The 24,985-nt window shown below is 64.9% G+C and carries 15 protein-coding genes; 8 read left to right on the forward strand and 7 right to left on the reverse strand.

Annotation, left to right across the window (positions count from 1 at the left end; translation table 11 throughout):
* Nucleotides 1-81 precede the first annotated feature (81 nt).
* The 3 genes from BCO18175_RS10450 to BCO18175_RS10460 are packed head-to-tail and all read right to left on the reverse strand — an operon-like array spanning nt 82 to nt 5,964.
* Entirely contained in the window at nt 82-1,533 is a 1,452-nt protein-coding gene (locus BCO18175_RS10450; protein ID WP_174980522.1) for a short-chain fatty acid transporter, read from the reverse strand.
* Nucleotides 1,534-1,558: 25 nt separating this feature from the next.
* Nucleotides 1,559-2,494, reverse strand: a complete 936-nt coding sequence (locus tag BCO18175_RS10455; RefSeq protein ID WP_174980523.1) for an ornithine cyclodeaminase family protein — start codon at nt 2,492-2,494, stop codon at nt 1,559-1,561.
* 23 nt (nt 2,495-2,517) lie between these two features.
* Nucleotides 2,518-5,964 carry a molybdopterin-dependent oxidoreductase gene (locus BCO18175_RS10460; protein WP_174980524.1) on the reverse strand — a complete coding sequence of 1,149 codons (3,447 nt, stop codon included), beginning with the start codon at nt 5,962-5,964 and terminating at the stop codon, nt 2,518-2,520.
* 183 nt (nt 5,965-6,147) lie between these two features.
* On the opposite strand from BCO18175_RS10460, the gene BCO18175_RS10465 reads away from it, so the two are divergent.
* The 8 genes from BCO18175_RS10465 to BCO18175_RS10500 all read left to right on the forward strand — a co-directional run bounded on the left by BCO18175_RS10465 (nt 6,148) and on the right by BCO18175_RS10500 (nt 19,462).
* Entirely contained in the window at nt 6,148-7,059 is a 912-nt protein-coding gene (locus BCO18175_RS10465) for a LysR family transcriptional regulator (protein ID WP_174980525.1), read from the forward strand.
* An 805-nt stretch (nt 7,060-7,864) separates the two neighbouring features.
* Nucleotides 7,865-9,520, forward strand: a complete 1,656-nt coding sequence (locus BCO18175_RS10470) for an AMP-binding protein (RefSeq protein ID WP_174980583.1) — start codon at nt 7,865-7,867, stop codon at nt 9,518-9,520.
* Entirely contained in the window at nt 9,517-10,404 is an 888-nt protein-coding gene (locus tag BCO18175_RS10475) for a hypothetical protein (RefSeq protein ID WP_174980526.1), read from the forward strand. The genes BCO18175_RS10470 and BCO18175_RS10475 overlap by 4 nt, the downstream gene beginning before the upstream one ends.
* Nucleotides 10,404-11,513, forward strand: a complete 1,110-nt coding sequence (locus BCO18175_RS10480) for a 3-oxoacyl-ACP synthase III family protein (protein ID WP_174980584.1) — start codon at nt 10,404-10,406, stop codon at nt 11,511-11,513. Before BCO18175_RS10475 ends, BCO18175_RS10480 begins: the two co-directional genes overlap by 1 nt.
* A complete protein-coding gene (locus tag BCO18175_RS10485) occupies nt 11,510-12,508 on the forward strand; it encodes a ketoacyl-ACP synthase III (protein WP_174980527.1) in 999 nt (332 codons plus the stop codon). The genes BCO18175_RS10480 and BCO18175_RS10485 overlap by 4 nt, the downstream gene beginning before the upstream one ends.
* Nucleotides 12,509-12,513: 5 nt before the next feature.
* Complete coding sequence (locus tag BCO18175_RS10490) at nt 12,514-13,410, forward strand: MBL fold metallo-hydrolase (protein WP_174980528.1); 897 nt, start codon at nt 12,514-12,516, stop codon at nt 13,408-13,410.
* An 89-nt stretch (nt 13,411-13,499) separates the two neighbouring features.
* Nucleotides 13,500-17,318 carry an AMP-binding protein gene (locus tag BCO18175_RS10495; RefSeq protein ID WP_174980529.1) on the forward strand — a complete coding sequence of 1,273 codons (3,819 nt, stop codon included), beginning with the start codon at nt 13,500-13,502 and terminating at the stop codon, nt 17,316-17,318.
* 11 nt (nt 17,319-17,329) lie between these two features.
* Nucleotides 17,330-19,462, forward strand: coding sequence for an AprA-related methyltransferase (locus BCO18175_RS10500; protein WP_174980530.1), 2,133 nt, complete (start codon nt 17,330-17,332; stop codon nt 19,460-19,462).
* 140 nt (nt 19,463-19,602) lie between these two features.
* Here the strand turns inward: BCO18175_RS10500 and BCO18175_RS10505 are convergent, their stop codons facing one another.
* The 4 genes from BCO18175_RS10505 to BCO18175_RS10520 form a co-directional block, all read right to left on the reverse strand.
* Nucleotides 19,603-21,540 (reverse strand): collagenase, encoded by a 1,938-nt coding sequence (locus tag BCO18175_RS10505; protein ID WP_438820491.1) that lies wholly within the window; start codon nt 21,538-21,540, stop codon nt 19,603-19,605.
* A gap of 162 nt (nt 21,541-21,702) precedes the next feature.
* On the reverse strand, nt 21,703-23,538 hold the full coding sequence (locus BCO18175_RS10510) for a tetratricopeptide repeat protein (protein WP_254608027.1): 1,836 nt from the start codon (nt 23,536-23,538) through the stop codon (nt 21,703-21,705).
* 124 nt (nt 23,539-23,662) lie between these two features.
* Nucleotides 23,663-24,178, reverse strand: a complete 516-nt coding sequence (locus tag BCO18175_RS10515; RefSeq protein ID WP_174980533.1) for a DUF7868 domain-containing protein — start codon at nt 24,176-24,178, stop codon at nt 23,663-23,665.
* The gene (locus tag BCO18175_RS10520) at nt 24,175-24,975 is read right to left on the reverse strand and encodes a DUF2182 domain-containing protein (protein ID WP_174980534.1); all 801 of its coding nucleotides are present in this window, start codon (nt 24,973-24,975) and stop codon (nt 24,175-24,177) included. Before BCO18175_RS10520 ends, BCO18175_RS10515 begins: the two co-directional genes overlap by 4 nt.
* Nucleotides 24,976-24,985: the final 10 nt, after the last annotated feature.

The raw sequence follows: 24,985 nt of genomic DNA on the forward strand, positions 1-24,985 counted from the left end.
ACCGCGCCTGCCGGATACGGAACCGGTCGCCCATCGACGCATCGCACGACATCCGCCGACGGCAAACAAGCCTGACGTTCGTCACGGCATGACTGGCGGATGGTAGCTGAGCGTGCTCGCGAGGGCCCAGAGCATGAAAATCACCAGCGGAAGATGCACCATCAGCTGCGTGAACGTGAACCCCACGATGTCGCGGGCACGCAGCCCGAGCACACCAAGGAGCGGCAGCATCCAGAACGGATTGACCAGGTTCGGCAATGCCTCGGCCGCGTTGTAGACCGTCACCGCCCAGCCCAGATGGACGTGCAGCAGTTTTGCCGCTTCGATCACGTAGGGCGCTTCGATGATCCACTTGCCACCGCCGGACGGAACGAAGAATCCGAGTACGGCCGAGTACATACCCATCACCGCGGGAAACGATGATTGCGAGGACAGCGCGACGAAGAAATGCGCGAGATGATCGGAGAGCGGCAGTCCGGCAGGCGCCGACGCCTTGGTCAGGATGTAGGCGATTCCGCCGTACAACGGAAACTGGATCAGCACACCTGCGACCGATGGCACGGAGCGCGCGACGGCATTGAGGAATCGCCTCGGCCGCCAGTTCAGCAGCATGCCCAGCATCAGGAACAGGAAGTTGTACGTGTTCAGATTCGAAATCGCGATCATCGGATTTTTCGTCGTGAACGTGTGCGCAACCCAGATCGACCCGATCGCCACGATCGCGAGGGTGATGAGCGGGCTGTACTCGAGCCAGTCTCCCGGGCGAGTCGGGCGCGGGATCGTCGCGTGGGCCTCGTCGAGATGAATCCCGAGTTCCGCCGCAGTCTTTGCACGCGTGCCGCCGGGCGCGGACAGCCAGGCAACCAGTAGCGAAACGGCCGTCAGCACGGCAGCCATCAACATCGACTGCGGAAGAAAGATGGTTTCCGCGAAGGGAATGACGCCGGAGATGGCGAGCAGCGTCTTGGGCAGGCTCTCCGGATTCGCCTGCAGTTGCGATGCGGACGAGCTCAATCCCAGTGCCCATGTCGCCCCCATGCCGAGATAAGCGGCCGCGCCCGCTGCCCGGTAGTCCATGTGCAGATCGGCGCGACGCGCCAGTGCCCGAACCAGAAGGCCGCTGAAGATCAGGCTGATCGCCCAGTTGAACAACGATGCAACGATACTGACGAACGCGACGAACGTCACGGCCGCCCGTCCGGACGACGGCAAACGCGCGAGCGCGCCGATCAGTTTCGACGCGGGTGGCGATACCGCGACGACATAACCCGAAATTGCAACGATCGCCATCTGCATCGTGAACGGGATGAGGCTCCAGAAGCCGTCGCCGAACGCCACGCCGACCTGCCTGATTGGCGCGCCGATTGCAATCGCGCCCACTGCCACGATGACCACCGCGATCGCCGCGAAGATATAAGCGTCCGGGAACCACTTCTCCGACCAGCGCGCCACGCCGGCGGCCATTCGCTCGAGCGCGCCTTCACGGTCCGTCGCCGGCGCATCGACGCGCGGCACCTCCATCAGATCCTTCATCCTGGTCTCCTTGTCCATCAACACACTAGTTTGATTTTTCATAGACCTGGATGGCAGCAGCCAGGTCTTCCATCGCGGTACCGACGGCCTTGAACACCGTTCTCCGGCTGTCGTTCGGCCTGCCTTTCGCTTCGCCCTTGCACAATGCCGACAATGTCCGGTTCAAGTCGCCGATCGCCATGACACCGCGCGACAGCGGGCCCAGGAGATCACCGGATTTTTGTGGTGCTTCGTCCGTATCGACGTAAATCTCCGCATTCCGGAAACAGTCGTCGTCGGCCTCGCGCATGCGCGGCGTAAAACTGCCGATCAGGTCGAGATGCGATCCCGGTGCGAGCCATTCGCCGCGGACGATCGGCTCCGTCGCAAGCGTCGCACAACTAACGATATCAGCGCGTCTGACGCTCTTCTCGAGATCGGTAACGGGCTCCGTGTTGAAGCCAAGACCGGTCAGCCGGCCGACCAGTTCGGCCACTGCCCGGGGGTTCCTGTCCCAGACTTCGACGTCCGAAATCGGCAACTGGCTGCGATACGCGAGCGGAACCAGGCTGCCGACTCGTCCGGCGCCCAGCAGGACGAGACGCGACGCATCCGGACGGGCCAGATAGGTCGCGGCCAGTGCCGATGCAGCCGCGGTGCGGCGTGATGTGATCTCGTCCCCGTCCAGCTGCGCAAGCGGCTTTCCCGTTCGCCCGTCATAGAGCACATAAGTCGAGTGCAACCCGGGTAATCCGTGCCTCGCATTACCCGGGAAGATATTGACCGTCTTGATGCCCAGATAGCCGTTGTCTTCCCACGCGGGCATGATGAGAACCGTGCCCTCGTCTTCACCGCCGGAATTGACGGCATGCGCATGGCGAAGCGGCACGTTGCAACCCTCGACGAACGCTTGCCTCAAGCGCGATACCAGCGATTCAAAATCCAGTGCATCGCGCGTTGCCACGGCGTCAAAGTATTTCATGGTGAACATTTCCTTAGGCGGGTTCATGCATCGATGGCAACGTCGGTTGCCGGAATGGCCTGACAGGCGAGACACACATCCGGTTCATCGGGCCCGTGCCCGCTCAAATGCGCGACTTCACCCGATACGACCTTGACCGCGCAGCTCTCGCACTGTCCGACACGGCAACCGCTCGGCAGGACGACCCCGAGCGACTCCGCGAACGACAGCAGGCTTCCGTCGCGAGGCGTCCAGGTGGCAACGCGACGCGATCGGGTGAACTCGACGACGAATCGCTTCGACGGGTCGGGCGCCGGCCTGGACGGCGACCTGAACGCCTCCTTGAAGATGTCGAAGGGCGGAACACCACGTTCGATCAATCCCGCGGTGATCGCCTGCATCATCGGTTCCGGGCCGCACAAATAAAACCGTGCGCGCCGTTGAATCAGATCGTCACTGACTACGTCCGCCGTCAGATAGCCTTTTATCTGGTAAGCGCGCCCGAGTACCTCGTCGTGCGGCTGGTTGTAGCAGTTGACGACTTCCAGCTTCGGCAGCCGCTGCTTCAATATCTCGATGCGCTCGCGGAATGCGTGCGTCGTGCTGTTCAGGTTTGCATAGAAGAGTCTCGATTCCGGCGCCTGCGCCCCCCGATCCCGGATCGACTCCAGATAGGAGATGAATGGCGTGATGCCGATGCCGCCCGCGAACATCACGACGGGTTGCTTCGACGCCGGCGGTACGATGAAGGTGCCGGCGGGAGCGCCGAGCAGAACGGGATCTCCCACCTTGAGCGATCCATGTATGTAGGAGGACATCGCACCTTCGAACGGAACACCCTCCGCGGTTCTGCCCTTCTGGTGGCGCACCGAGATGGAGTAAGTCCGGCGATCGTCTTCGCAGGCGGCGCCCGTCAAGGAATAGGCCCGTGTCGTACCGCCGTCGCCAAGCGTCGGAACGTGCACGGTCACGTGCTGCCCGGGCAAGTAGTCCGGCAACGCCCCTCGGTCCGACGCCCGAAACGTGACGGTTCGCACGCCGCTCGCTTCCTCGTGTACGGCGGATACGACAAAATCCCGCAACCCTTTCCACGAACGGCGCGACGGATCGATCGACGGGTCCGGACGGATGCGGCAGCGGACGGAACGCAGCGGCGAGGATCCGCTCACCGGGTCGAGTCTGGCCGCCGAAACGAGCCGATTGAAGTTGCTGCTGTTTCGACCGTCCACGGCGAGCGAATCCATGCCGATCTCGTCGCAGGCCTGCCACCAGCCGTATTCGGCCACGATCACGTCATGCGCAAGCTCCGGCACGAGGCGTGCCTTGAAGCGCGCCGCGCCGTTCGTCGTTTCGATCAGGAACCAGTCGTCATCGACGATGCCGTGTTCCGCCGCCAGATCGTCATTGAGTTCCGCTACGGGGTACGGCGCGCGACGGCGCAGGCTCGGAAGCCCGCGGTGCTGACTGTGGCAGTAGTACCCGTTCTTCATCGAGGTCAGCGTGCAGGGGAATCGGCGGCGATCGTTCGCCTCCCCGCCCTGTCCATGCTGCGGCGGCACATATCGGGGAACCGGCGGGTAGCCGTGACGATGCAACTTCTCGGAATACAGTTCGACCCGCAACGTCTCCGTGTTGAAACCGCGTGCGCCGTCGGGTGTCGACGACGCGTATCGACGCTCGCATTGGGTCAACGGCCTGGATATGCCCTCCGGATGCGCGCGCAGCGACGCGACGTCCAGCCCGAGCGGTTCGAGCACATGATTCCACCCCGCCTCGATACTGCCGCCGAAGAACCGGTCCTTCATGCCGAGCCGAACGGCCAGATCGAAGACGATGTCGTAGTCGGCGCGGCTTTCCCCTCTCGGCGGCACCATGCGCTGTCTCAACTGGACGAGTTCGACCGCACGCTCGTTGATCTCGAAACCGAGCCGCAAGCCTTCCCGCTCCCACGGTGTGTTCACGGGCAGCAGGATGTCCGCGTAGCGGGACGACGGCGTCTCGAAGAGATCGCAGTGAACGTGAAAATCGAGCGCGCAAAGCGCATCGTGGGCGATGCCGCCATCCGCCTGGGACAGCACCATGTTCGTGCCGAACGCGAACAGCGCGCGTATCCGATAGGGCTCCGCGTCGAGAATGGCGCGATAGACGTCGCGTGCCGTCACCCAACCCTGGGACGGCGGACCGAGCGGTCGTTCCGCCAGGCCGAGCGCCTTCGCGCGTTGCCGCGGGTCCAGCATCGCATAGCTGCTGACCGCATTGGCCGGCTGCTTCGTCCATTCCCGATTGGAGCCGCACGTATCGAACGCGCCCGTCAACGCATACAACGTCGCAATGGATCGCTCCGTCTGCGTGGCATTGGTGTGCATCCCCACGCCGGACCACGCGTGATAGGCAATTCCCTGCCCGGGATGCAGCATTTCGGCAGCCTTCATGATGTCGGCTGCATCGACGCCGGTGATCGTGCTTGCGTGTTCCGGCGTATAGGCTGCGAGCGCACGCGAATAGAGGTCGAACGCAGGCGTGCATTCCACCTGCCTGCAACGGCCGGTCGAGTCCGTGATCCCGACGTGGCGCGTGCCGGTCATCAACAGATCGGAGAGTGCCGTACCGGCCTCCTCTTCAACCAGTTCCAGCCGATCGAGCGTCTGGTTCCAGAATGCGTACCGATTGCCCGATGCGTGCGGGTCGATATCCCGTTCACGCAGAAACCGTCCGGTATCGCCACGCACCAGCAACGGGCCGTTCGTCCATCTCCGCACGAAGGTATCGTCGACGTTGCCGATCTCGATCATCTGCCGCGCGATGGCCATCGCGAGCGCACCATCGGTTCCGGGATTGACTCGCAGCCACAGGTCCGCCTCGCGTGCGAGCGGCGTCGGCCGCGGATCGACGACGATCAGCTTCGCCCCTCGGCGGCGGCCCTTTGCAATCGCATCGGCCTGGGCCAGCCACGTATTGGCGGGATTGTTGCCCCACAGAACGATGAGATCGGCATGCTGATAATCCGCGGTCGGCATGCCGCAGCCGAACGTGAAGACATGCGCGCTGTCCTTGTGCCAGTTGCATATCTCGGTCGCGTAGCAGATGTTCGGACTTCCGAACAACCAGACGAATCGTTCGACCCAGTCGATACTGTCGCTCATGGGTGTTCCGCTCGGCGTCGTGACGCCGAACGCCACCGATTCGGCACCGTTCTCGCGCTTGAAATGCGCAAGACGCTCGGCGATCTCGGACAGGGCCTCCTCCCAGCCGATGCGCTTCCAGCCCGGATCGGCGGACCCCTTGGGCCGGGTCCGCCGCATCGGATACAACACCCGGTTCGGGCTATGCACGAGTTCAGGTGCGGCCTTCCCCTTCATGCACATCGCATGGCCGGTCGGATGCGTTTCGTCGGGCCGCACCTTGATCATCATGTCGCCACGCACGACGTTGATCGTGCCGCACCGTGACCGGCACAACGTGCAATAGCCTTTTTTCTCCTGCGTTTCCATCAGTTCGCATCGTCCGCTTCATGTTTGACTCCATGCTAAGAAGCGGAACGGGCCATGACAAATTCATCCTTTTGATGCTTTGATATATATTGAATCAATATCGCGCGACCCGATCCGGTGTACCGTTCGGACCCTCGAGGCGGCGCCTTTCCGCAACCGCCCGGATTTCTCGGAGCCTCGCCCGTGAGCACGCACATCACCCTCCGCCAGATCGAGTATTTCGTCTCCGTTGCCGACACCGGCCAGATTTCGCAGTCGGCCAACCTGTGCTCGGTATCCCAGTCGTCGATGACCATCGCGCTGAAGAATCTCGAGGACATGGTGGGCGTCACGCTGCTTCAGCGTCATTCGAGAGGGGTGCGACTGACACCGGCAGGCGAGCGATTCCTGCGTCACGTGCAACACGCGACCCTGTCGATCGATCGCGCCGTGGCGGCGGCGCAGGAAGAGCCCGAGCAGATCTCGGGGCATGTGCGTATCGGCGTGACCGAAACCATTTCGGCTTATCTGATGCCGTCGCTGATGTCGGTCATTTCCCAACGGTTCGGCAACCTGAGCGTGAGCATCGTCGAAAGCGAGCGCGAAGCGATCGAGGAAATGCTCGTCGATGACCGCCTCGATATCGCACTGCTGTTGGTGTCGAACACGGCAGAGATTCGGGAATTGAAATACGAGACGATGCTTCGCTCGCCTCGCAGGCTGTGGACCCATCCGGATCATCCGCTGCAGGAAGCGCACCGGGTCACGCTGGAGGACGTCGCGCGCGAAAACTACCTGCTCCTGGACATGGACGAGCACCTGCGAACCGTCGGCAAGTATTGGGGAAGCTACGGCATCACGCCAAACGTCTGGATGCAGAGCAAATCGATCGAGGCCGTAAGAAGCCTCGTGGCGCTCGGACAAGGCGTCACGATCCTGTCGGATCTTGTCTATCGTCCCTGGTCTCTGGAAGGAAACCGGATCAGCCGCCGCAATCTCAGTGTGACCGTACCGACGATGGATGTCGGTGCGGTATGGCGACGGGGCGGTGCAACGTCGACGCCGTGCCGCGCGCTACTGGAATTATTTCGGTCGTGGAAAAAGAGCGCGCGATAGACTCGCGCCATGCCGACGGCGGCGCGCAAATTTCTCGCGATGTTCAAGCAGATATTCCGGAATATTTACCGGCGCCTGACATCCAGGGTTTGCGCGAATCCTCGAACCGGGGCACTCCGACTTCCCGCTTGAAACAAAATATTCGTTAATACAATTACATAAATCCATACGGGCGCAATCCGAGACCCCGGCGCTCGAATCCCTGATTTTCCTTCCAGATCGACTCGATACCCCGCCGTTCCCGAGAGCGCGGGTCTTTCGCCTTTCGTGCAGGGCAATCCACTTCGTGACGCGGCGCTCGTTTCGCCTTGTTGAACTTCCCGATGCTTTATTCAGCGCTCCGGCGACCAGACTCCACCGAAGTCAACAAATCGCAAGATGGTTAACCGAAATCGGTTAATTCAATGGAATGTCGATGCAGAATGGAATCGATTTCAAAGATAATTCTCTTAATTCACTCGCATTACAGTTTACTTTCCGAGTTTTCTTCCGCTAAGCTTACGGCACGCTTTTAAATCCACAAATTATATCGATGAACTCGAAATCAGAAGCAATCCGAATTAAATCGATCGATTATTGATCGTTTTTAAAATCAAATGAGATTGAATAAATCCATAAAAACCGGCAAGCCGTCATGTGATTGACCGGGCTCTCCGTGCGTCGTCCGGCGACATGTGCCTGCCGCCCCGACCACGTCTCTTTGGCATCGCGATTCAGGTTGCGCGGGACGGGCCCGATCATAGGGCCCGGCCGGCGCCGCACCGCTATCGCGGACTTCGAACTCACACTCTTGCGAGCGCTGACAATGGACGACTTTTGCCGCGCGAACTTGCCCCCTGCCGAAGATTGGCCGGCGTTTGTCTTTGAGTTGCCGGGGCTGCAGTTTCCGCCGTTTCTCAATTGCGCCGCCGCGCTGCTGGACATCGCAGTCGATGAACGGGGCTGGGGCGATCGCGTTGCGATCAGGACCGAGTCGGGCATCACGTGGTCGTACCGCGAATTGCGCGATGCCGGCAACCGGATCGCCAACATGCTGGTGCGCGATGCGGGCCTGGTGGCCGGCAATCGGGTGCTGTTGCACGGCACCAATCACCCGATGCTGGCCGCCGCGTGGTTCGGCGTGGTCAAGGCCGGCGGCGTGGCCGTCGCGACGATGCCGAAGCTGCGCGCGGGAGAACTGTCGACCGTCATCGGCCGAGCCCGGGTCACGCACGTGATCTGCGAAGCCGGGCTGTCGGCCGAGCTCGACGCGGCGATGGCGCGCATGCAGTGGCGCGGCGACGTTCGGCGCTACGAGACGGACGACATGCATCCGCACGCGCGCTGGCTCGACGGCTATTCAGCGGCATTCGCGGCCGCCGACACGCGTGCGGACGATCCTTGCCTCATCGCGTTCACATCGGGGACGACCGGGGAACCGAAGGCCACCGTCCATTTTCATCGCGACGTGATGGCGGCCTGCCACTGCTTTCCGCAGCACGTGCTCAGGCCCACGGCCGATGACGTCTTCTGCGGGTCGCCGCCGCTTGCGTTTACGTTCGGCCTCGGCGCGCTGTTGCTGTTTCCGATCAGTGTCGGCGCGAGCGTCGTGCTGTTGCAGAAAGCGAGCCCGGAACGGCTGCTGGCCGCCGTCGACCGGCATCGGGTCAGCATCCTGTTTACGGCGCCGGCAGCCTATCGGGCCATGCTCGACCATCTCGACAGGCATGACGTGACGTCCCTGCGCAAATGCGTGTCGGCGGGCGAGGCGCTCCCGTCGTGGACGCGCGACACATGGCAGGCGCGCACCGGCCTGCACCTGATCGACGGAATCGGGTCGACCGAGATGCTGCATATCTTCGCGTCCACCGGCGACACCGTCACGAAGGACGGCGCAATCGGCAAGGCGGTGCCCGGTTACCGCCTTGCCGTCGTGGATGAGCACGGCCAATGCCTGCCGCCCTACGAAATCGGCTATCTGGCCGTGCAGGGGCCGACCGGATGCCGCTACCTGAATGACGCGCGGCAACGCGACTACGTCAAGCACGGCTGGAACCTGACGGGCGACAGCGCCTACCTCGATGAGGATGGCTACCTGTTCTATCAGGCACGCGCGGACGACATGATCATCAGCTCCGGCTACACGGTGTCTCCCGGCGAAGTGGAGCAGGCGCTGCTGCGCCATCCCGATATCGCCGAGTGCGGCGTCGTCGGGCAAATCGACGAATTGGGTGGCACGCTCATCTGCGCGCATGTAGTGCTGCGACCGGGTGTCGGCGGCTCGGACGCGTTGACGACCCAACTGCAGCAGCACGTCAAGAACGTGATCGCGCCATACAAATGTCCGCATCGCGTGACCTATCACGCCGCCAGCTTGCCACGTAACGAATCGGGCAAATTGCGTCGCGCCGTGCTCCGGCAGGCGGGTCATGGCGCGACGCGTCCCCTGAATCAAACCGTCCAGAACGAGCACGCCCTATGAAAATTCTCGGAGCCGCGGTGGCCATTCCGGACCCCGCGACCACCGCGCAATCCTGCGCCAACGATTACGCGATCAAGGCAGCCAGGCAGGCGCTGCTGCAAGCCGGTTGCCTGCCGTCGGAACTGGACCTGATCGTCAGCCTGTCGATTTCTCCCAGCCGGATGGCGGACGCACCGACGATCGCCGGGCCGCGGCTGGCGCACCCGGTGCAGCGCGACCTGCGTGCGCGACATGCGACCGTGTTCGATCTGCTCGACGCGGACTGGACGCTCGCCCTCGATCTCGCGAACAGCCATTGCAAACAGCTCGGCTATCGGCGCGCGCTCGTCGTTCGCGCGGAGGCGCTCGCGGACGTCGAACAGGTGGCCACGAGCGGCTTCGCCGACGGCGCCGGGGCGATCATCCTGACGCCTGCCGGGCAAGACCGCGATCATGCCAGCCGCTACGCGGACCTCGACGCGCCGCCGTTCGCGACGCTCGACGCCCTTCCCGCCCGGCGCGTGGACGGCATCCTGTCGCTGGCCTGCTTCGAGAGCCGGTTCGATCACGCAACCGGCCGATTCGACGCCGAACCGGCCAATGCGGCCAGCGCGGTGCGCGCGATGGTCGACGCGGTGCAGAGCCGCATCGACCGGCGCGCCACCTCGCTGTTTTGCGAATCGTGGTTGAGCGGATGGCCATCGATCGCCATCGGCGTGAGCCGCGATTTCCACGTCGATGTCGTCGCCGGTTCGACGGACATCCCGAACCCGTTCCAGTTGCCGGCGTGGCTCTCGTCCCGCGTCGCACATTCGATGTCGTTGCGTGACGATGAACGTACGGTGGTCGCCATGACGCTGGATCCGTTCAGGCCGCGCATCGCCTGCAGCACGATGGAGATCTGATAGTGCACAACGTCCGAATCGCAAGTCTCGCCTGCCGCCTGCCGGCACGCCAGGTGCCCAACGACGATCCCGTCTTCGCGGGCGTCGAGCCCATTCCGCCGGAATGGTGGCAATTCTGGGGCATCGAATCGCGCTACATGATCGATCCCGATGCCGGCGAATCCGAGCTTGCGCTGGCCGAGCGCACGGCCCGCGACGCACTCGCCCGTGCCGGCGTGGAAGCCGCCGAACTCGATCTGGTGCTGTTCAACATGACGTCGCCGTTCGTCTCGCTCGCCGACGGCCGGCGCCGTTTCGCGCCGCGCCTTGCGCGTACGCTGCGCGACCGGCTCGGTGCGACACGCGCGCTCGACGCCGATGTCGAGATGGAATGCGCGAGTTTCGTGCTGCAACTGCAGATCGCCGCCAACCTCATCAAGCAGGGACGGGTGAAGCGTGCGCTGGTGTGCTCGTCGGAGCGCATGTCGGCCGTGGTCGACTACACCAGTAAATCGTCGACGAATTTCGGCGACGGCGCGGCCGCGGCCGTGCTCGTCGCCGAGCCGGCCGATCCCGACGGTGCCGACTGGCTGGATGCCGCGTATCGCAGCGATGCAACCCACTACGACCTCGTGACGATGCAGTGGCGTAACGCCCGGGCTGCAACGGACGACGATGCGGCAGCCGACGCCGACAACCCGTTCGGCGTGTATTTCACGCTCAAGCCCGAAGCGCAGGAAGCGATCGCCCGCTTCATGCCCGTGGCCATTCCCGATATCGTCGAGCAGTTGTTGCACCGGAGCGGAACGGACATCGCCGATGTCGATGCGATGGTGTTCCATCAGCCGTCGGCGCTGCTCGTGCGCGCATGGGCCCAGCGGCTCGGGCTCAAGCCCGACCAATACGTGATTCGCGTGGCCGATTGTGCGTGCCTCGTATCGGCCGCCGTGCCGTTTGCACTGTACGAGTCGATCCGCGAAGGCGTGATCCGGCCGGGATCGTTGGTCGTGCTTGCCGGCGCAGGCGCAGGCTGGGGCTTCGGTGCGCAGTTGTGGCGCTGGGGCGAAACCGTCGTGACCGATGCGGGCGATGCCTTCCCCGCCGTGACGGAGCAGGAGGTGCAGGCATGACCGCCAGACTCGTCATCGCCGGGATGGGCCACGCGCTGCCGGACCGGATCGTCAGCAACGACGAAGTCGCCGGCATGATCGACACCAGCGACGCGTTCATTCGCGAACGAACCGGCGTCGTGGCACGACGCTATCTCGCGCCCGACCAGCATCTGGCGGATCTCGCGTGCCCGGCCGCGGAACGGGCGATGGCCGACGCCGGCGTCACGGCGCGCGACGTCGACCTGCTGATCGTCAATACGCTGTCGCCGGATCATCACGATCCGTCGCAGGCCTGCTACATCCAGCCTCGGCTCGGATTGCGGGAAATTCCGTGCTTCGATATCCGCGCGCAATGCAGCGGCGGGCTCTACGGGATCGAGATCGCGCGCCATTTCCTCGCGAGCGGCCTGTACCGCAACGTGCTGCTGATCTGCGCCGAGGCCCTGTCGCGGCGAATCGACACCAGCAATGCCGGCCGCAATCTGTCGATCCTGCTGAGCGACGGCGCCGCCGCGATGCTGCTGCAAGCGACGGACCACCCGGCGCACGGGCTGATCGACCTGACGCTCGGCGCCGACGGCACCCAGTTCGACCTGCTCAGCACCGAAGCGCCCGGCGCGCGACGCCCACGCTTCATCGACGCAGACGACCTCGCGTCCGGCCGGCACCATTTCCGGATGAAAGGCGGGCCGATGTTCGAAGACGCCACGCGGCGCATCGTCGACGCATGCCGGCAGATGCTCGACAAGCACCGGCTGACGCTGTCGGATATCGGCCTGGTCGTACCGCACCAGCCGAACCTGCGCATCCTCGATGCGGTCATCGGGCAACTCGGTCTGCCCCGCGAGCGGTGCATGATTTCCGTCGATCAGCTCGGCAACATGGCCAGTGCGGCGTTTCCGGTCGCGCTCTCCCTCGCGCGCGAGCAAGGCCGCATGCCGAGCGGGCAGCTCAACCTCCTCGTGACCTACGGCGCGGGCGCGACATGGGCCTGTGCGCTCTATCGGAGCTGAACGACATGCTGATCGCTACCCCGGGGTGGATCGAGCCGCGGCTGGCCCTCGTCGGCACGGCTGACGTGCCGCTGTACGTGATCGTCAACGACGAGGCCGCGACGTTGATCGAGGGCGGCCTGAGCGGCATGACGGAGCTCGTATGGCAGCAGCTTCACGCGCTGCTGCGCGACTTCGGCGGCATCCGGCATCTGCGCTACTGGCTGATCACCCACTCGCACTATGACCATTGCAGCCTGCTGATGACGCTCAAGTCGCGCATGCCGTGGCTCCATGTATCCGGCTCTCCCGACGCGTTCGATGCGTTCCAGAGCCCGTCGGCGTGCCGGACCATTCGTCAGCTCGACACGCATGCGTCACGGTCGTGGCAGCCCGCCGCCGGCGTCGATTTCACCGAGTTGGCCGACCTGCCGTTCTACCCGGTCAATCCGGGCACGCAGCTCGACATCGGCGCCGGGATGCAGATTCGCGCGATCGCGCTGCCGGGCCACAGCCGTTGCCAGTTCGGCTACTACTGCCCGCAGCTGGACATCGCTTTCGTGTCGGATGCGCTCGGCGAGTTTCACGGCGCCACCAGCTGGCTGCCGCTGGTCTTTCAGGACCTGTTCGCCTATCGGCACTCGCTGCACGTCATCGAGCAACTGCAGCAGCCGCGGCTCGCACTGGGACACCACGGCATCCTCACCGGCGAGCTCGCCCGATCGGCCGTTCGGCACGCACGCGCAGCCCTCGATGCGCGCGAGGCCGACGCGCGCGCGGTGCGCGGCAACGCCGCCGCCACGCACGAGCTGGCCCACCACTGGACGGCACGTTATGCGGCAAGGAGCGAACGGGTGGTGCCGCATTTCCTGCATCTCAAAAGCATGATGCACATGATCGATCTGTTCCATCGCGCCGAATAGCCTCCTTCGGATTCCCGCCGCAGCAACGCATCGGCGCCGCCCGGCGTCAGGCGGCTGCTCGCTGTTTTCATTCCTCTTCCGACGACATCATGACCACTGCGATTTTGCCGACCACGCTTAGCGAATTGCTTCAGAACCGGGCCGCCACACTCGGCGACAAGACCGCCTACGTGTTCCTGAGCGGCCCGCCCGAACAGGAACAGCCCGAATCGATGACGTTCGCGGAACTCGACGTACGCGCTCGCCGGGTCGCCGCGCTGCTGCGGCAGAACGCGATCGACATCGGCGACCGGGTCCTGCTGCTGTGCCGGCCGGGGCTCGACTATGTCGGCGCGTTCATGGGGTGCCTGTATGCGGGCGCCATCGCCGTTCCCGCCTACCCGCCGCGCAACCGGCAGCATATGGTGCGGATCGCCGGCATCGTCGAGAACGCCGGTGCGAACACGATTCTGTGTTCGGCCGAGGACCATGCGCGCTGCGCGACCTGGCTCGCCGATACCGACGCATCCGGCAGCACGCTGCTCGACGTCGGGGGCGCGCAGGTGCTGGATCCCGTGCATTCGCCCGTCAGCGTGCAGCCTTCCGAGATCGCCTTTCTGCAATACACGTCGGGAACCACCGGTAGCCCCAAGGGCGTGATGGTGTCGCACGGCAACCTGATGCATAACCTGGGGCTGATGCGCGAATGGCTCGCCTATGACGAGCAGAGCACGATCGTCAGCTGGCTGCCGCCCTACCACGACATGGGCCTGATCAGCGTGATCCTGACGTCGCTCTACGGCGGCTTCCGGAGCGTGCTGATGGCCCCGGAACGCTTCATCCAGCATCCGTACCTGTGGTTGCGTGCGATCAGCCAGTACCGTGCGGATCTGACGGGCGCGCCGGATTTCGCGTACCGGATGTGCTGCCGGCGGATCTCCGACGAACAGCTGGCGACGCTCGACCTGTCGTGCCTGCGGGTCGCCTATAACGGCGCCGAGTCCGTCCGCGCCAGCACCCTGACCGATTTTGCGCAGCGCTTCGCCGCCGCGGGTTTCGCCGCCGACGGCTTTCTGCCGTGCTACGGGCTGGCGGAGGGAACGCTGTACGTCGCCGGTCGCACGGAGCGGCATCCGATCCGGACGCTATGCGTCGACCAGGCGGCCCTCCAGCAGCAATCCGTGGTGCTGCGCGGCGAATGCGTGGGCGTGTCGCAGCAGCCGCTGGATCGTCCGGGCGAACGGGTCCTGGTCAGCGTGGGTCGCACCGACGGCGAACAACACGTGATCGTGCGCGACCTGGAGACGAACGAGCGTTGCGCCGACCGGACCATCGGCGAAATCTGCGTGGCCGGCCCGAGCGTCGCCGCCGGCTACTGGCGTCTGGACGAGCAGACGCATTCGACCTTCCGGCACAGCCTGGCGGGCCATCGGGATCAGGTGTTCATGCGCACCGGCGATCTCGGCTTCATTCTGGACGACGAGCTGTACGTCACCGGCCGCCTCAAGGACATGGTGATCCTGGCCGGCCGCAACTATTACTCGGAAGATATCGAGTACGCGCTGATCGTCGGCGTGCCGGAACTCGTGCCGAACGGTTGCGCGGCCTTCATGGACGACCAGGTCGACGCGGAGCGCCTGATCGTCGTGGCAGAAGTCGAGCGCACGCAGCGCAAGGGCAATCTCGACAGCTTCATCGACGCGATTCGCCAGGCGATCTGGAACCGCCTCGACATCGGCCCGAGCGCGATCGTGCTGGTGTCGCCCGGCAGCGTGCCGAAGACGTCGAGCGGCAAGGTGCGCCGCAGCACGTGCCGCACGCAGCTGCACGACGGCGCGCTGACGATCCTTGCGCAGTGGGACGTCGACGGCGGCGTCCAGGCGCCCGCGCCCGAGCGCCGGCAGCCCGCGCACCCGGCAGCCGTGGTCGACAAGCCGGCGGCCAACGATCGCCGGCGCGATGACAGCGCCACCGTCGACGAACTGAACGACTGGCTCAGGCACTACGCCCGCACGCGGATCGATTCCCGAACCATCGACGAGCGTCGCACTATTCCGCCGCACATCGTGCTCGATTTCGGGAACCGGGGCCTGCTCGGCATGCCGATCGACCGTTCGCATGGCGGCCTCGGCCTCGGCCAGCGCGACATGTCGCGCGTGCTGGCGCAGTTGGCCGCGATCGATTCGACCCTGGCTTTCTTCGTCACCCTGAACAACACGCTCGGGATCCTGCCGATCATGCACCATGCACAGCCGGCATTGCGCGAGGAATTGCTGCCGAGCCTCGCGAGCGGCCGGATGCTCGCGGCATTCGCGATCACGGAGCCGGCCGCGGGCTCGCATGTGCGCGCGATTGCCTCTCGCGCCCAGCGCATCGATTCCGGCGACTGGCTGGTCACGGGGAACAAGCGCTGGAGCGGCTCATCCGCATGGGCGGGGATCATCAACGTGTTCGCGAAGCAGGCCGACGGCACCGGCATGGTCGGACTGGCGGTGCGCCCCGGCACGCCGGGCGTGCGGATCGGCGCCGAGGAACTGACGATGGGCGTGCGCGGCATGATCCAGAATTCGCTGCATCTGGATCAGGCACGAATCAGCGACGCATACCGGCTCGGCGACATCGGGCAAGGGATGGCCGTCGCGCAGCACGCAATGAACATTGCGCGCCTTGGCATCGCTGCCGTCTGCGTGGGCGGCATGAAACGCTGTGCGCAGCTGATGCATCGCTACGGCGCGCGGCGCCAGGTCGGCACCGGCCTCCTGCTGGACAACCCGCTGAGCCGCCTGCGCCTGGGCGAGCTGCGGGACCGCATCGACGGGCTCAACGCGTTGGTCGAGCACCTGGCCACCGAACTGGACCTCGGCGTCGCGCTGCCTGAAGACTGCCTCCTGATTTCGAAGATTCTCGGCTCCGAGCTGCTGTCGCAATCCGCTGACGAGATGATGCAGTTCCTGGGCGGCCGGGGGTATATCGAGACCAACCTGGCGCCGCAGATCTTCCGGGACGCGCGCCTGACCCGCATCTTCGAGGGGCCGACCGAAACGCTGCTGGTTCACCTGGGTAGCCGCCTGCTCAACGGGAGCGACGATTTGCTGCGCTATCTGGAGAGTGCGCTGGGCGCCGGTGCGCTGGCCAGGGAGCTGCGCGAGCTGGGTGCACAGCTGGCGCAGGACGGGCTCGCCAATGCGTCGAAACTCGACGGCACCGCGCACGCCGCCGTCTGGGTCAATTATTGGCTCGGCACGATCGCGCAATGGGGATTGCTGCTGGCGGTGATCGAACGCGCGGCTGCGCAGCAGCGCATCGGCGACGGCACGCTGCGCTGGGCGCAGCGCCAGTACGAACTCGCGATCGAGGCGGCGCAACGGCAGGTCGGACTGCGATCTGCGTTGCCCACGACAGTGGAATTAAACGACTGGGCAGCGCGCACCGGGTTCGAGATCGGCTCGATCGAGCAGACGATCCCGGGTGCAAGCCAACTCGTCGATCCGCTGCTGGACGCCGATGCCGGCGCGCATTCGGGCTCCCGCGTGCCCGACGCGCCAGCCGGCGAAGACGCCGGTTCCACCGCAACCCCGGTCGTGAACGAACCGGCAAGCCTGCTCGATCGCCAGCAGGTGCATGCCGTCGAACAATGGCTCATCGCGTGGCTGGGCGAGCGCCTCAAGCACCGCAAGCTTCGATTGACGCGCGAGTCGACGTTCGCCGCAATCGGCTTCGACTCGATCCTCGCCGTCGAAATGACGATCGTATTGAGCGAGACCTTCAGCGTAACCGTCGATCCGTCCGCGGTCTGGGACTACCCGTCCATTCGCGCGCTGGCCGCCCATCTCGCGCCCCGGACTCACGGCGCCGCGCCGGCGGTTGCCGTCGCGCACGCCGATCCGGATGCATCTTCACCCATTGCAGCCCAACCTTCGACCCTGTGAGACCGTCCAACATGCATGCCCGATTCGACCTTGGTGATTCCACCGCCGCACTGGCCCGGCAGCTCGAACACTATCTCGGCGCCTATCCCGACGAAACACGCACCTTGCTCGGCCTGTCGGCCGGCACCACGATCGGCGTCGAGGTGCTCGACATGGAGCTGCCGGTCAAGCTCGAGCAACACACGCATGCGGCCACGCTGCGCATCGGCCGGCACGACGCTCAACGCGTGATGGCCTATACGCGCAGCTGCAACTGGGCGAACGGCATCGTGCTGGTGCCGACGCTGGCGCGCCTCGTGTTTGCCGGCGCGTTCCGCGGCCTGCGGGCCGGAGCGCCCCGCGCGATGCGCGCGTTCGCCGCGTCCCGCCAGCCCGACCCGACCCGTAACCTGGGGATTCTGTGGGGCGCCCTCAACCTGTTGAGCCTGGCCGGCTGGCTGACCCTCGATCGCGGCGACGAAGACGCCGAATATGCGCTCACCCCGGCCGGCGAATATGTCGTCGCGTGCGTCGAGCGCACCCGGCCGCTGTTCGAGCAACTGGCGAATGCCACGTCGGTGCTCCAGCATCTGCACGCCCTGTGTCATCGAACGCGCATCGCGGCCGACGAAAGCGTGCTGTATGCGCAGCTCGCGCGGATCTGTGTAGCGGGCTGGCCGGAGCTTCCGCTCCCGGCCACCGATCTGGAGCGCCAGGCGAATGGACAGCTGCGCACCGCGATGGACGGCCTGTTGCTCGGCCCGACCTGGGTCGCGCTCGATATGCCGGTGTTCGACAGGCAGCCGGATGGCCAGTACTCGCAATCGGCGCCCGGCATCCTCGGCAAGCTCGACGGTGAGCCCGACGGAGTCGTCGTCGGCGCCTGGACGCAGGCCGATCCTGTCGTGCTGCACGCGGCATGGGCGCTGATGTGCAAGTTCGGCATGGCGGAAATCGATCGGGAAAAGGTGCGCCTCACCGAGTCGGGTCGGATTCACCGGCCGATTGCCGCCCCTTACGCGGGGTTGCCCGCGTCCTATCTGCGTTCGTATGCGTTGCTCGACGAACTCCTGTTCGGCAACCCCGATCCGCTCGATATCGATAGCGACGGCCACATCGATCGCGTGATGAACGTGTATGCATCGAGCGGCGCCGGGTCAGGGCCGGCGTCGCAGGAAATCACCACAAAAATCCTGCGCGCGTTGTTCGACGACACGCCGCTGGACCGCCAACCGGCCGGCATCGCCGACATGGGCTGCGGCGACGGCAGCGCGCTGAAGCGCCTGGCGGAATACGTCATTACGTCGACGCGGCGCGGCCGGCACCTCGCGGACTATCCGCTGCTGGTGATCGGCGCGGACTACAACGAATCCGCGCGCGGCCGCGCAGCCGCCACGCTGTCTGCGCTGCGGGACGTCGCCGGCGTGCAGGTCCGCGTGATCGCCGCCGACATTTCCCAGCCCGACCGCTACGACGAAGCCGTGGCCGAAAGCGGCCTGACCGTCACGCAGCCGGACGGCAGCGTGCGCCCGGCGCGGCTGAGCGACTTGTTGCATACCTTCATGTTCCTGGTCCACAACCGCCGGCTGAGCATCCGCCGCACGGACGCCGCCGAAGCGATCCTCGAGCGCCATCTCCGCACCGTCGATCGAGCACGCCTGCGCGCGGTTGTCGATCAGCACTATGCGGGCGTCCTGACGGTATCGGATCAGGCCGAGCTGCCGATCGCGCTCGACCAGATCAAGCGTGCGTTCAAGGTGGCGTATAGCGATGCGGAAGGCCTCGTTCCCGGTTACGTGGCCGCGGCGGATCTCATCGATTTCCTGACCCGCTGGAAGCGCCACGCGAAGCATGGCTTTCTCATTGTGGAAGGGCATAGCCCGTGGGCGGAGAATCTTTGCGCACGCGCGCCGGGCGGGCCGGACACGTGGTTGCGCACCGAGCAGCTTCCGTCGGTGTTCAACTGGGGCATGCATTTCGTGTCGCGTCAATTCATGGCGCCGTTCAACGAATTCACGCTCGCGTTGACCCTGGCCGGCCTGCGCCCCGACAGCCCGATTTATGGGCGGATTCATCCGGAGGGGTTCCCGGCGCCTGATCTGCTGAGCGACTATCGTTTCTTCAGCATCGCAAACTATGTTGCCGATACCGGCACGGATCGCTAGCGCGGTGGCGTCGCGTCATGTCGACGCGACGCGGCCCTCGAACCTCCGTTCGAGGGCCGCTTCCTGCCCCTGCTTCCTGCCCTGGTGCGTCGGGCGCCACGGTGGCCGGCGTCCGATCACGCGGAGCCGGCCCGTGCCGGTCAGCGCTTCGCCGGCACCGGCGGCTCGCCCGTCGTCGTCGCGTTGCGCGCCCAGTCGGCGAACTCGGTGTCGTAGCGATTGCCGATGTACGCGACATAGTTTGCGTAGCCGTCGTAGTCGCCTACCCGGAAGCGCGACACGATCGTGTCGACGTCCGCGCGATGGCGTTCGAACATGAAGCGCGTCGCCATGTAGCCCCACCGGTACGCGCGCGCGACGTAGTCACTCGACGAGTAACGCGTGCCGAGCACGTCCGAGAACCGGTACGCGCTCGTGCGCACCGCGTCGATCGACTCCTGGTTGTCGTTCTTTCTCGACAGATACTCGGCGACGCCTTCGATCCACCACACGGTCGGCTTCGCGGTGCTCACCGAGAAGTCGCCCGCCATGTCGTAGCGGCCGTCGAGATAGTGCGTGAACTCGTGCTCGAGGTTCCACACCTTGAACTCGGGCCGCAGCCACGATGCCTCGTGCGCGATGAAGCGCGCCTGGTTGCCGGGTGCGGACGGATCGCCCTCGAGATACATGCCGCCGTTGTCGGTGCTGATGCCGTAGATCACCGACGCGTATTTTCGATAGTTCGTGTAGTCATCGAAAATGACGAGTTCGATCGTGTCGTTGCGATCGCCCGTGACCGGCTTGCGCCCGGTCTTCATCATCCGGTGGAAGTAGTCGTCCTGCCGCGCGACCGCCGTGCAGACCGACTGCAGCTGCGGCATCGTCATGTCCTGCGCGAGAATGCGCACGCCCGCGTTGCAAGCGTAGCGATTCGACAGCACCGTGTCGGCCAGCCGCTTCTTGTAGTCGCAGGTGCCGTAGTCCGCGCAGCTGCCCGGATCGCCGTAGTCGACCGCTTCCGCCGCCGCGAGCCAGAGATCGCTGTCCGCGCCCGTCATGCTCGTCGACGCGAGCATGTCCTGGATCATTTTCTTCACGCGTGGCTTCTGCGTCGGATAGCGGAGGAAGCGGAACGTTTCGCGCGCCGCGTCGGCCAGCTGATAGGCGGCGCTCGTGTTCGACAGGCTCGCGCGGTTCGCGGTGACGAAGCGGTTGAGCGTCTCCGGGAGCGTCGCGTCGCTGTCGAGCATCGGCTGCGCGCCGCTGCGCTGGTGCGCGTAGAAGAACACCGTGAGCAAGCCGGTGAAGCCGCCCGCCGCACTGCGTTGCAGCAGCGGCGCCGCCCCCTGCGGATTCGCCGCGCTCACGGTGTAGGACGCGATGCGGTTCTTCAGCGTCGGCAGATAGTACGCTTCGTCCCGCATGTTCGTGATGAGCTTCATCAGCTCGTTCGCGGTACTCGGCGCGCGCGAATTGTCGCGATAGAGCGCATCGCCCTCCAGACTTTGCTTGATATACGGGCGCAGCGACACCGCGAGATTCGGAATCGGGTTCGCAATGCCCGATACATCATATTGGTAATAAGCGGCACGCAGGTAAATCAGCAAATTGACCAGGATCAAATTGCTTGCATCGTATTTATAGATTTCCTGCACGAAACGACCCGCGACAGCGTGCACGTTTTCGGCATTGAAGATCTGTGTGGCCTGCGCTTTATCGACCGAGAACAGGCCGTAATGGCATTCGTAATCGGGAAGATTCGCGATGTAATCGGCGAGTGCCGCGCCGCGGTACTGGGTCATCACCGACATGTCGCGGCAATCGGCACCCGACGTGCTGCGCTTGCTGCGCGTGGCCGGCTGCTTGAGCTGCGAAGGCTTGGTCAGCGCCGCGCGATCCTGCTCGCTGAGCGGCAGGTTGTACTGCGCCTGCTCGGGCGACACGGGCAGATTCTGCGGCACGCGAGGCATGCGCGCCTGCTTGGGTTGCGTCGGCTGCGCCGGCTCGGTATTGGCCGACGCGGTGCCGGCCAGTCCGGCGAATACCGACCACGCGACGATGGCCGACCAGCGGCGGCTTTTTTGAAGCACCTCGTTTATTGCCACTTTATTTTCTCTCGATTGTTTTTGGGCAATCAAGATATAACATTACATATTGAAACGTCAATTTAATCGATATGAAAGAATGCGACTCTGATTAGCTTAACTATTTGACGATTAAAATCGATTTACGAAATAATTCAACCGGCCGGCACGGCCTGCCTACATCCGGTCGAGCGACAACGCGCATGCCTCACTGCCCGGCGGACAGTATTCGGCGAGCCGCTTCCGTGCGTTGTCGTAGTCGCTCCGTTGATCGGGCGTCAGGTTCTCGATCCCCTTGCGTTCATACGCTTGCGTCAGCCCGAAATACGCCCAGCCGTTGCCCTTGAAATTCATGTACAGGTTGCGATTCGGGTCGTCGCCGCCAAGCGACGCGTGGAGCGTGTCGATCGCGTTGTCGTATCGGCCGAGGTCGATCAGCAGTGCGGCGAGGGTCTGCCTGACCGGCACCATCCAGTAAGGCGGCTCGTCGTAGTTCATCGCGTCCTGTAGCCTGACCGAGTGTTCGAGCACGCGCACGCCGCCTCGCGCGTCGCCGTTCATCTGGTCGATTCGCGCGCGCGCGACCGCTTGCATGATCTGCGCGGCCTGGTGCCCCATCACTTCGTCGCGCCGCTCGTTCCTGAACGCGATCACATCCTCCTCGAGTTTCAGATACGCGCCGCGTGCGCGCTGGACATCGCGTTTGCGAACGTAGGCAAGCACCTGCGCGTAGTCCCACGAGATGCGCGCGAAGCGCCAGTCCTTTGCCGCCCCGCCCGGCGGCGGCTGCTGGATGATCTCGTCCGGCGCCTTGAAGTACGGCAGCGCCTGGTAATAGACGCCGCGATAGCGGTCGGTCCGGAACGTCACGCCCTCGCCTTCCGAACGCCGCAGCCGATCCGCGGCCCAGCTCATGTCCTCGACGTTGCCGGTCATGATCGCCGACGCCAGCGCGAAATGGATGTTGTGCCGGTAGTAGCCCCAGCGATAGCGGTCGCCGTCCGGGTGATCGATGCCGCCCGGGCGCCCCGCGTCGACCTTGCTGAAATAAGCCTCGTCGCTCGCCGTGGCGTTCCGGTTCGCTTCGAACGATTTCAGGTGGTCGCCGGTGCGGTAGTAGATGTGCGACGGCATATGGACCAGGTGGCCCGCGCCGGGCGCGAGCGCCGGCAACTTGTTCGCAAAGGGCGTCACGACATCCGGCTCCGTCGACCCCTCGCGAATATGGATGTACCAATGGACGAGCGCCATGTGATCGGCGTGATCCTTCAGCCCGTCCTCGACCGCATCGACTGCCGGTGGAATCTCCCGGTAGGCCGCGTTCCCCTGACGGTCCCAGTATTCCCACGGCTTGAGGTTCATCACCGCATCCGCATACTGGGTCTGAATGTCCGGATCGTCCGGGTAGCGGTGGGCGAGCGCAGTCATCGCGCCGGCATAGTCCTTGTTGCGCCGGGCCTGGCGTTCGAGCTCCCCGGGAATCTGCCGATGCGCTTCATAGCGCGGCAGCACCGCCTCGACCAGCGCGCGCTCCTTCGGATCCGCATCGCGGATACGCAGTGCGTCGTTGAGCATCTGCTGCGCGATCCGGCGATCCTGTTCCGGCTGATCGAGCTGATTGATGTTCACGCCCAGCGACATCGCGATCCCCCACCGGCACATCACGCAGTCGGGGTCTCGCTTGAGCGCGGCCTTGAACGCGCGGTACGATTCGCGAAAATTGAACGCGCAGTAGAAACGCAGCCCCTGATCGAAAAAGGCCTGCGTCTCCGGGTTGGCCGTCTTGATCTTTTTCGTCAGCGTCCCGATGTCGAAATCGGTCGGCGGCTCGGGATCGTTGGCCGCGATTTCCGCCAGCGAGATCGACGCCTTGCTGCCGGGCAGCGTGCTCATCATGTGCTCGCTCGCCATGCCGTGCATGTCGTGAACCGCCGCGCCATGCGCATCGCCGCCGGACGCGGACATCGCGCCAGACGCGCCCAGCGCGGCCGCCAGGCCGATCGCCGCGGACACGCAGGCTTGCCTCAATCCGTTTCGATGCTTGCCGCCGCCGCAGGAACGCGAGCGATTGCCGGTTGTGCCCATTGCATGCTCTCCCCGTATGCGATGCGCGCGCTGCATGTTCAGCACGCTGCTTTCAAGTGTTGATACGTTCGACGCAGATGCTGACTCGACCGATGTGAATCCCGACGCCGCCGGGAAGCGTGTGCCGGGACTGGATCGACACGCAGAGGCGCGCTGCCGCCGGCACGGCCGCGTGCTGCAGTCGCGCGGCGTGCGATGTGATGTCGAGGGAGTAGAACAGCCCCTCGCCCGCATCGCCCATGCTTGCCAGCCGGAGTCCGAACAAACCGACGCTGGCCAGATAGGTGTCCTGGGGATGGCTGGCCTGGGTGGCACCCGGGGTCCGCAGAAACACCTGCAACACGGCCGCATCGTGCGTACCGCGGACCTGCTCCAGCTCCAGGTAGAAACGGAACACGGATGCGTCGCCCGCGTGGACGGCTTGTTCGGACGCCAGCGCGACGATGGCCGCGTGGTCGATGCTCAGCTGGACCTCCGCGCCATCGCCTTCCACGAGGATGGGGGCGTCGCTCGATGCAATCACGCGCAGCGAGCGACGCGGGCCTGTCACGTTGGTTGGGTCAGTCATACGAGTTCATGTTTCCGAGCCTGACGTTCAGCACTGTGCCCCGTTTGACGCAGCATGCGCAACCTGGCATGCGCGATTTCGCGGCGCAGCCAGAGGCCGGCCGTGCGCGCCCCCCTGAGCCGCCATGCGGGCGCCGTCGGGGGGTCCAGCCGCTCGCAAAAAGCCAGCACCGAAACGGCGACCATCGCCGCCAGTTGCCATCCGGGCAGCAGCACCATCGCCAGCATCAGCGCCCAGCACGTGCCGATGCACCACCACCCGTGCCGCAGCCCGAGCCGAAGGGCATCGACATCGGCCTTCCGCCCGAACGGCGACAACGGACGGTGCGCATGACAGCGATTGAGGCACCGCTGCTTGAACGGCGAAACCTGCCAGACGCACGCGACGAACGCGGCCACCGCGGCCGGAACGTACGAATTCGCCGTCGCGTCTTTCACGGCCGTTCCCAGCGCCGTCATCGCCAGGCCCGGTATCACCCACGCGGCCATGAAGCCCAGCATGAACAGTGCAACGGCACGCCAGCGTCGGTTGGCAAAGGTGCTGACACGAATGTGCACGATGGCGGGCAGCGTCATCGGGCCCATCATGGCCACGATCATCAACAGCCAACCGCGGCTGGTCGACAGAATCCAGCCTGCGGCCGGCCCGATGACGGGTTGCGTCGAACTGCACAACGCATCCTCAAGCCCCTCGTGGCCCAACCCGAGCGACGACGCGACGATCGCGATCCAGGCAGCCGCGCTTGCGCCAAGCACGCCGAACCGCACGCGGGCAAGCTCACGCCGATTGAGGATCATGATGCGGCGC

It is taken from the genome of Burkholderia lata (assembly GCF_902499335.1).
Taxonomy (GTDB): domain Bacteria; phylum Pseudomonadota; class Gammaproteobacteria; order Burkholderiales; family Burkholderiaceae; genus Burkholderia; species Burkholderia lata_B.

Coding starts and splice junctions, on each gene's coding strand:
- BCO18175_RS10475 (WP_174980526.1), top strand. CDS start 9,517: ATGAAAATTCTCGGAGCCGCGGTGGCCATTCCGGACCCCGCGACCACC.
- BCO18175_RS10520 (WP_174980534.1), bottom strand. CDS start 24,975: ATGATCCTCAATCGGCGTGAGCTTGCCCGCGTGCGGTTCGGCGTGCTT.
- BCO18175_RS10490 (WP_174980528.1), top strand. CDS start 12,514: ATGCTGATCGCTACCCCGGGGTGGATCGAGCCGCGGCTGGCCCTCGTC.
- BCO18175_RS10485 (WP_174980527.1), top strand. CDS start 11,510: ATGACCGCCAGACTCGTCATCGCCGGGATGGGCCACGCGCTGCCGGAC.
- BCO18175_RS10460 (WP_174980524.1), bottom strand. CDS start 5,964: ATGGAAACGCAGGAGAAAAAAGGCTATTGCACGTTGTGCCGGTCACGG.
- BCO18175_RS10515 (WP_174980533.1), bottom strand. CDS start 24,178: ATGACTGACCCAACCAACGTGACAGGCCCGCGTCGCTCGCTGCGCGTG.
- BCO18175_RS10495 (WP_174980529.1), top strand. CDS start 13,500: ATGACCACTGCGATTTTGCCGACCACGCTTAGCGAATTGCTTCAGAAC.
- BCO18175_RS10455 (WP_174980523.1), bottom strand. CDS start 2,494: ATGAAATACTTTGACGCCGTGGCAACGCGCGATGCACTGGATTTTGAA.
- BCO18175_RS10470 (WP_174980583.1), top strand. CDS start 7,865: ATGGACGACTTTTGCCGCGCGAACTTGCCCCCTGCCGAAGATTGGCCG.
- BCO18175_RS10500 (WP_174980530.1), top strand. CDS start 17,330: ATGCATGCCCGATTCGACCTTGGTGATTCCACCGCCGCACTGGCCCGG.
- BCO18175_RS10450 (WP_174980522.1), bottom strand. CDS start 1,533: ATGAAGGATCTGATGGAGGTGCCGCGCGTCGATGCGCCGGCGACGGAC.